Annotated in this window: 9 protein-coding genes; 5 read left to right on the top strand and 4 right to left on the bottom strand. The window is 68.6% G+C overall.

From position 1 onward, the window contains the following. The 4 genes from VE326_09795 to VE326_09780 form a co-directional block, all read left to right on the top strand. A partial coding sequence (locus VE326_09795) for a hypothetical protein (GenBank protein HYJ33498.1) occupies nt 1–448 on the top strand: 448 nt, incomplete at its 5' end. Between the two features lie 16 nt (nt 449–464). Next, nucleotides 465–1,232, top strand: a complete 768-nt coding sequence (locus VE326_09790; GenBank protein ID HYJ33497.1) for a hypothetical protein — start codon at nt 465–467, stop codon at nt 1,230–1,232. Further along, entirely contained in the window at nt 1,229–1,903 is a 675-nt protein-coding gene (locus VE326_09785; protein ID HYJ33496.1) for a hypothetical protein, read from the top strand. The genes VE326_09790 and VE326_09785 overlap by 4 nt, the downstream gene beginning before the upstream one ends. A gap of 156 nt (nt 1,904–2,059) precedes the next feature. Then, entirely contained in the window at nt 2,060–3,226 is a 1,167-nt protein-coding gene (locus VE326_09780) for an acyl-CoA dehydrogenase family protein (protein ID HYJ33495.1), read from the top strand. Between the two features lie 64 nt (nt 3,227–3,290). Here VE326_09780 and VE326_09775 read toward each other — a convergent pair whose 3' ends face one another. After that, entirely contained in the window at nt 3,291–4,427 is a 1,137-nt protein-coding gene (locus tag VE326_09775) for a hypothetical protein (GenBank protein HYJ33494.1), read from the bottom strand. Then, a complete protein-coding gene (locus VE326_09770) occupies nt 4,424–5,686 on the bottom strand; it encodes an MFS transporter (protein ID HYJ33493.1) in 1,263 nt (420 codons plus the stop codon). The genes VE326_09775 and VE326_09770 overlap by 4 nt, the downstream gene beginning before the upstream one ends. Nucleotides 5,687–5,833: 147 nt before the next feature. On the opposite strand from VE326_09770, the gene VE326_09765 reads away from it, so the two are divergent. Continuing rightward, entirely contained in the window at nt 5,834–6,721 is an 888-nt protein-coding gene (locus VE326_09765; protein ID HYJ33492.1) for a substrate-binding domain-containing protein, read from the top strand. Here VE326_09765 and VE326_09760 read toward each other — a convergent pair. Beyond that, entirely contained in the window at nt 6,718–8,199 is a 1,482-nt protein-coding gene (locus VE326_09760; GenBank protein HYJ33491.1) for a replication-associated recombination protein A, read from the bottom strand. The two genes, VE326_09765 and VE326_09760, sit on opposite strands and share 4 nt — an antisense overlap. Continuing rightward, a partial coding sequence (locus VE326_09755) for a secondary thiamine-phosphate synthase enzyme YjbQ (GenBank protein ID HYJ33490.1) occupies nt 8,196–8,529 on the bottom strand: 334 nt, incomplete at its 5' end. The genes VE326_09755 and VE326_09760, both read right to left, overlap by 4 nt.

Raw genomic sequence — 8,529 nt, 5'->3', positions numbered from 1 at the left:
ATCGTTCGAGTACGTCGCGGCGCCGACCGGCGACGCGCTTCTGGCCAGAGGGCGCGATGGCAGCGGTGGCGGGGCGCCCAGCAGGGCGCTTTCGAGCTCGGCCGTCATCGACGGCAGTGTCGGCGGAACGCTCACGTGCGGACGCTTTGTCGTCACGGTTCCCCCGGGCGCCTACACCGGCGCGGGCACGATCACGATGTCGATGGACGATTCCGTGCTCGCGGTGGTGGATCTCTCGATCGCGCCAAAGAGGTTGAACGGCTTCGAGGTCCCGGTCGGGCTGAGCTACAACCCGCGCGGGCTGGCGTTGACCAGCCCCGTCACGATCTTCTGGCTCGATTTCAAGACCTGGGTCGACATCGGCGCCGATCCCCAGCCGGGCACGGGACTTCCGACGGCAGACCTGCAGCACTTCTCGAAGTACTCCGCCGGCAAGGCCGGCTGGTAAGGGAGCGCGAACGACCATGATGCTCGCGGTCTACATCACCCTGGTGGTCGGCGGCGGCGGCCTCGCCCTGTGGGCGGCGGGCGCTCCCGATCCGACGCTGGGACTTCTCGCGCTCCTCTTCTGGCTGCTCGCGAATCTGCTCGGCGAGGTGCTCTGGCTGCCCGACCCGCACGGACGCGGCTACCTGAGCATGGCGAACGCCGCGAACTTCGCGACGCTCCTCCTCCTCGCGCCGTGGGACGCGGTCGTCGTGACCGCGGCTGCGGGACTTCTCGCCGATCTGCTCTTCCGGAAGCGCGCGTGGTACCGGGCGCTGTTCAACTGTGGCATGTGCGCGGTGACCGTCTTCGTCGCCTCGTGGGTCTTTCACGCCACCGGCGGGCGAAGCGGTTCGCTCGAAGCCGTGGCCTCGCCGTTGAACGCGGTCCCGGTTCTGGCTTCGGCCGTGACCTACTTCCTGGTGAACACGGTGCTGGTCGCCGTCGTGATCGCGATCTCCCGGTGCCAGAACGCGCTTCGGGTTTGGCGCGAGAGCTTCGCCTTCACCTACGAGCTGGTCGGCGCCACGGTGCTGAGCCTGCTCGGGTACCTCTTCGCGATTCTCTTCCTGACCTGGGGCTACATGAGCGCCTTCGTCGCGGTGATCGCGACCTACTTCATCCGGGACGCCTACTTCCGGTACGTCTCGGACATGAAGGCGGACAAGGCGGCCATGCCGGCCGCCTCGACCGCGAAGCCCGAGCCGGCGCCCGTGGTCCGGGGCGGCGAGCGGAGCGCCACGTGATGCGCGCCCTGCGCGGTTCCTACGGCCGGCGCGTGACGGCGCTTGCCCTGGCGGCGGTTCTTGCGGTCGCCGTCGAGGGCTGCGGCGACGCGCCGACCGCTCCCGAGACTCCGGCGGCCGTGGCCGGTCCCCCGCTCCTCGTGGTCAGCGCCGACGGCGCGACGAGCTTCGAGCGGTTGACGGTCGCGGCCGCCACCGACACCGTAACGACGTCCGGAAGCCGAGCCCTCAGGGTCTCCAAGGAGATCGTCGGCGCGCTGGGCGGCTGGGTCCGCTGCGGGCGCTTCTTCGTCGCCTTCGCGCCCGGCGCGTTCGACAGCGTGGGGACGGTCACGATGTCGATGCCGGACTCCACGCTCATGGTCGTCGATCTGGAGATCGCCCCCGCGCGGCTGAACGGATTCAAGGCGCCGGTCTATCTCGCGGCCAATACCACCGACACCGACGTCCCGAGCGACTCGCTCGCGATCTACTGGATGGATCCGAAGACCGCGACGTGGACCGACGTGACCACCACCAAGACGGTCACGTCCGCGACCGACTGCGTGACGCAGGTCGACGGCGGCTCGAGCGGCGGCGACAGCCCGCCCGACGCGAACTGGGCCAGCCTGGGCGTCACGAGCACCCTCCAGCACTTCTCCCGCTACTCGACCGGAAAGGCGGGCTGGTAGCGCGCCCCTCTCGAACCCCTTCCGAGGGACGGCAGCGCACCCGCCCAGGGCCGCCGCGAACGCGGCGGCCCGCCTTGTTTTGTGGCCTCCACCCGGGGTATTCTCTTCCGCCTTGCCCCGAGGCGCGACACGCGCCCGCTCCGTGGAGGACAACCGATGGAAAAGTTCGACGGCGTCGATTTCCTGGAGATCGACGGCCTGTTCAGCGAGGAAGAGATCGCGGTCCGGGACACGATCCGCCAGTTCGTGACCGATCGCGTCATGCCGGTCATCGAGAAGCACAACCGCGAGGGCACCTTCCCCGCGAACCTGATCCCCGAGATGGCCGAGCTGGGCGTCTACGGCGCGAACATCCAGGGCTACGGATGCCCCGGGCTGAACAACGTCGCCTACGGGCTGATCATGCAGGAGCTGGAGCGCGGCGACAGCGGGCTCCGCTCGTTCGTCTCGGTGCAGGGCGGCCTCTGCATGTACCCCATTCTCGCCTACGGCTCGGACGAGCAGAAGAACAAGTGGCTCCCCGAGATGGCCAAGGGAAAGGTGATCGGCTGCTTCGGCCTCACCGAGGCCGACTACGGCTCGAACCCGGCCGGCATGATCACGACGGCCAAGAAGGATGGAAACGGCTACGTCCTGAACGGAAGCAAGATGTGGATCACGAACGGCGGCGTCGCCCACATCGCGATCGTCTGGGCCCGGATGGACGGCAAGATTCGCGGCTTCATCGTGGAGAACGGAACGCCGGGCTATTCCACGCGCGACATCCACGGCAAGTTCTCGCTCCGCGCCTCGGTCACCTCCGAGCTCTCCTTCCAGGACTGCCGCATCCCGGCGGAGAACCTCCTGCCGAACGTGGAAGGGCTGAAGGGGCCGCTCGGCTGCCTGAATCAGGCGCGCTACGGGATCGCGTGGGGCGGCCTGGGCTCGGCCATGGCCTGCTACCACGAGGCGCTCGAGTATTCGAAGACCCGCATCCAGTTCGACCGGCCGATCGCGGGCTTCCAGATGGTGCAGGAGAAGCTGGCCTGGATGATCCGCGAGATCACGAAGGGGCAGCTGCTCGCGCTCCAGCTGGGGCGGCTCAAGGACGCCGGAACGCTGAAGCCGCACCAGGTCTCGCTGGGCAAGATGAACAACATCGAGGTGGCGCTCAAGATCGCGCGCATGGCGCGCGAGATCCTCGGCGCGAGCGGGATCACCGACGAGTACCAGTGCGGGCGCCACATGTGCAATCTGGAGTCGGTCTACACGTACGAGGGAACGCACGACATCCACACGCTGGTGATCGGCGAGGCCATCACGGGGATCCCGGCGTATAAGTGATCTGCGCCGAAGGCGTGGCGCGAGCGAGGGGGTGCCGTGTTCGGACGGTGCCCCTTTCGCTTTTCTAGAACGGGAAGTAGAGCTGGGCCAGATATTCCTGAATGACCGTTCCGCCGGAGTCGTCGTTGTAGCGATACGACAGCCGCGCCTGCGTGAACGGCACGGGATTCCACTCGAGCTCCCCGGTCCAGCGCCGAAGCCACTGTCCCGGTTGGTCGCGGTCCCGATCCAGGTAGTCGAACTTGGCACGCACGTTCACACCGCGGCTCAGTCGATAGTCCCCTTCGGCAAACATCGCCTCGCGGTTCCGCTCCACCCCCAGGAAACCGTCGGTCCCGGCCGCCGCTTCGGCAAGGACGGTAGCTCTCCCTCGGGTTCCCGAGACGTAAAGGCCGTAGCGGCCATAGCGGCTCGGGTTCACGTCGTCGGAGTAGCGGTGAAATGCCGAGATGCCGGACTGGAATGCCCGGCCGGCGAACCCGATCTTGGCGGCGAGGGTCTGGGCACGTTCGCTGAAGGGCGTCGTTCCGTTCGTGAAGGAAATCTGCTGGAAGAGCCGTGATCCCACATGCCCGACCTCGATTCCCGCATCGGGCTTCTGTGAATCGTACGGCAGGAAGTCCAGGCTCCGGACGAACGACGTGTGGTCGTCCTGCCTCAGGCCGAACGGCAGCCGGAACCTTCCGACCCGAACGTAGGCGTCGCCGGGAAGCCCTTCGAGCATCCCGTAGATCTCCCGAGCGACGTAGCTCGTCGGAAACCCCGGCACATCCACGACCAGACCCTGGCTCGCTACGAGCGTGAGATGTTCGTGCGGCATGATCGCGACGTTCACCTGCCCTTCCATGGGAAAGAAGGTGGACGTCTCGAGCGTCCGCGATCCGCCGTTGACGTGCGACGCGACGTACATCGTGCGCAGGTCTACGCCCAGCGTGATCCACTCGTTCAGCTTCGGCTTCACGGTCATCGACGCCCATCGCTCTTCCGGCTCGGCCGAATGGCGGTTCTTCTCGTACGAGAATCCGAACTCGTTCCGGATCCCTCCCCCGTTCGGATCGACGTGGCAGGTCTGACAGACGTCTCCTTCGCGCGACGCATAGAGCGGAAGCGCCGCGGCGGGCGAGGCCGCGAGCGTGAGGAGCGCGGTCAGAATCGCGGCCGGGAGCGCGGCCTCATCGAACCGTGCGGAGCGCTGCTTCACGAAGAGTTCCTCCTTCCTGCGAGGGAGTAGCGCGGCTCGGGGAGCCGGAAGAGCGCGAGGAAGAGCGCGGCCGCGGCGCCGACGAGGCCGACCGCGGCCACCGGCACGAACGAGAACCGGTCGATCAGGGCACCCGAGGAGCCGGCCACGACGGCCATCAAGGGCGCCACCATCGCCGGCACGATGCCGAGATAGGCCGTGTTGTCCTCGTGCGGGCTGAAGGCCATCGACAGGTTGTAGAGCGCGATCCGGTCGGCGACGAGGAAGACGCCGAGCGCGAACGCCGTGACGTAGTAGACGGCGGGATGCCCGCTCCAGATGGCGAGCGACAGTCCGATCACGAGCGCGACGGTCGCGATGAGCGAGACGCGCGCGTAGCCGAAGCGGTCGCCGACCAAGCCCGTGAGGACGCTCCCCACCATCTGCCCCGCCATGCAGAGGGCGGTGTAGAGCGCCGAATCGCGAGCGGTCAGGTGAAAGCGCCGCTCCGCGAAAACCGGGTAGTAGGTGATCAGCAGGTAGCAGCCGGTCGTGAGGAACAAAATCCAGAGGTAGACGCGGATCCCGCCACGATCTGCCCAGATCTCGCGCGCGTGCTTGACGACCGTGGGCCAGGGCTGGCCCGGCTCGCTCACGGCGCCCGCCTCCTCCCGCACCGGGAGGAAGAAGATCGCGCCCGCGGCCATGCAGATCCCGGCGATGAGAAAGCCGAGCGCGTAGTTGGCCGGAAACGGCAATCCCGAGCCGAGCACGCGGCTGGCCGCCCACCCGCCGATGGCGCCCATCATCGTCTGGAAGAAGAAGATCGTCGCGAAGGAGCGGGCGCGCATGTCCGCGCGCGTCACCTTTCCGACGAAATTGATCCAGACCGGGATGGTGAATCCCATCCACACCCAGGCGACGCCCCAGGTCGCGATGAAGACCGCGATGTCCACCGCGGGCGAGGGCCGGGGGAAGAGCCCGAACCAGGCCGCGATGAAGAGCCACGGGATGGCGGCCGCGACGTGGAGCAGGATCACCGCGCGCTTCCGATGAGCCTGGTTCGACGTGTAGTGGGAGGCGAAGATCCCCGGGAACGACGAGGCGAGGATCCACACCACGGGAAGAATGCCGAGCGCGGCGTTGCTGGCCCCCAGGTGCGTCAGGAAGACCGGGAGGATGGCCACCATCGAGATGAGGGCGAGGGAGATGCCCCAGAAGCACTCGACCGAGAGCAGATAGCCGACGTTCTTCCAGTGGGCCGCCTTGGGGAGCGTCACGCGCCGGAAGCTAACAGCAACGGCCGGAAGCGGCAATGGCGGCTGTACTTTGTACTTTGGAGGGCCGCGCGGGACTGTGGGCCCGCCGCGCGGCAAGGGGTTGCGCGATTGCGTTCGGGGGCACGTTTGATGCAAATCGCGCCGGCCGTGAAACGGACCCTGGCAGTCTCGGTGTGGCTGGGCTTGGCACTCGTCGCGAGCGGAGTCTCCTGCGCCGCCGCCGCCGGGCAGGCTGCCCCTCGTGCGGGGAGCCCCGACTCGAGCCGCACCCTCTGCGTCTGCGCCGACCCCAACAACCTCCCTTTCTCCAACGACAAGGAACAGGGATTCGAGAACGAAATCGCGAAGCTGGTCGCGAAGGATCTGGGACGCGACCTCCGCTACTACTGGTGGGCGCAGCGGCGCGGCTTCATCCGGAACACCCTGAACGCGCACGCCTGCGACGTCGTCCTGGGCCTGCCGGCCCACTTCGAGCTGGCCCTGACGACACGCCCCTACTACCGCTCGACGTACGTGTTCGTGACCCGCCGCGACCGGAACCTCGCGCTCCGCTCGCTGGACGACGCCCGGCTCCGGTCGCTTCGAATCGGCGCGCACATGATCGGCGACGACTACGCCAGCCTTCCGCCGGTCCAGGCGCTGGCGCGCCGAGGGATCACCGGGATCACCGGCTATTCCATCTACGGGGATTACTCGAGGCCCAACCCGCCGGCGAACCTCATCGATGCCGTGGCGAGCGGAGACCTGGACGTCGCGGTGGCGTGGGGACCGACGGCAGCCTACTTCGCCCGGCGATCGTCCGTGCCGCTCTCGGTCACGCCGATCCCCCCGGACGTTCAGCCGGGCGCGCCGCCGTTTGCCTTCGACATCGCGATGGGCGTCCGGAAGGGAGATGCGGCGCTGAAGGCGGCCCTCGACGACGTGATCGAGAAGCGCGGAAAGCAGATCCGGAAGATCCTCGAGCGCTACGACGTGCCGTTGGCGGAACGGCCCGCGGCGCAGGCGAGCGCGCGCTCGGCCACGACGTCGCCTTAGGGCTTGTCGGCGGGTCCCTCGTCGCCTGGGGGATGTTTCCCCCGCGGCGGCTCTTTGCCCCGCTCGGGCTCCTTCCCCGCGCGGCGCTCCTTTTCCTTCCGAACCCGCTCCAAACGCTCCGCCAGCTCCTTCTCCGCCCCGCGCGGCACCCCCTGCCAGTAGCGCGGCGAGCCCATTTCGTCCGGGAAGTAGCGCTGCGCGTCGATGGCGCCTTCGTACTGATGCGCGTACTGGTAGCCCGCACCGTATCCCAGACCCTTCATGAGCGGGGTGGGCGCGTTCCGGATGTGGAGCGGGACGGGATAGGGCGGCTTCTCCAGCGCGTCCTTGGCCGCCGCGCCGTACGCCAGGTAGACCGAGTTGCTCTTGGGCGCGAGCGCGAGATAGACCACGAGCTGGGCGAGCGCGGTGTTGCATTCCGGCATGCCCAGGAAGTGGACCGCGTCCTTCGCGGCGACCGCGAGCCGGAGCGCCTCGGGATCCGCCAGCCCCACGTCCTCCGAAGCGAAGCGCATCAGCCGCCGGGCCACGTACAGAGGATCCTCCCCCGCCTCCAGCATGCGCGCGAGCCAGTAGAGCCCGGCGTCCGGGTCGCTTCCCCGCAGCGCCTTGTGGAGCGCCGAGATGATGTTGTAGTGCTCCTCCCCCGCCCGGTCGTACGGGAGGGCTCGCCGCTGCGCCGCCTCGCGGACGTCCTCGGGGTTGATCACGCGCGGCTTCCTCCGCGACGCGAGCGCCGCGGCATTTTCCAGGGTCTGGAGCGCCACGCGGGCATCGCCGCCGGAGAGCGAGGCCACGAGCCGGATCACCTCGTCGTCCGCCGACACGCCGGAGCCGCCCAGCCCGCACTCGGAATCCTGCATCGCGCGTCGCAGGATCCGTTCGAGCGCCTCGGGCGGAAGCATGCCGAGCACGATCACCTTCATCCGGGAGAGGAGGGCGTTGTTCACCTCGAACGAGGGGTTCTCGGTCGTGGCGCCGATCAGCACGATCGTGCCGTCCTCGACGTGCGGCAGGAAGGCGTCCTGCTGCGCCTTGTTGAAGCGGTGGATCTCGTCCACGAACAGGATGGTCGGGGCGCCGTTCGCGCGCCGCGCGGCGCGGGCGCGCTCGATGACTTCGCGCACCTCCTTCACGCCCGACGTCACGGCGCTGAACTGCTCGAAGCGCGCGCGGCTGGATTCGGCGAGGAGCCGGGCCAGCGTGGTCTTGCCGCTCCCGGGCGGGCCCCAGAGGATGATCGAGGGGACGTTGCCGGTCTGCACGGCGGTGCCGAGAAGGGTGCCCGGGCCGAGGAGCGCCTCGCGCCCTTCGAACTCGTCGAAGGAGCGGGGGCGCATGCGATCGGCGAGCGGCGGGCGAACGGCGCGGCGTCCGCGCCCCTCGGCGCCTCGCCCCTCGCCGCCGCGCCCTTCGGAGCCTGATCCACCGCCGGCGCCGGCGTCTCCGAACAGATCGAGAGATTCGTCGTCGCTCACGGCGCGGGCACCACGGTGAGAAGCACGGTCCGGGTCCGTGGGCCGTCGAACTCGCAGAGGAAGATCTCCTGCCAGCGCCCCAGCTCGATCGCCCCCTCCCGCAGCGGGAGCGTCACCGAGGACCCCGTCAGGATGGTCTTCACGTGCGCCGCCGCGTTGCCCTCGGCGTGGCGATAGTCCGCCTTCCATGGCACCAGCCGCTCCAGCACGCGCCCGACGTCGTCCATCACGTCGGGGTCGTACCCTTCGTTCACGCAGACGCCGGCCGTGGTGTGCGGAACGCTCACGATCAGGAGGCCGCTCTGCCCCTCGAGCAGCGATGCCGCTTCC

It is taken from the genome of Candidatus Binatia bacterium (assembly GCA_035631035.1).
Lineage (GTDB): Bacteria > Eisenbacteria > RBG-16-71-46 > SZUA-252 > SZUA-252 > DASQJL01.
This window is presented reverse-complemented; position numbering and strand designations above follow the sequence as displayed.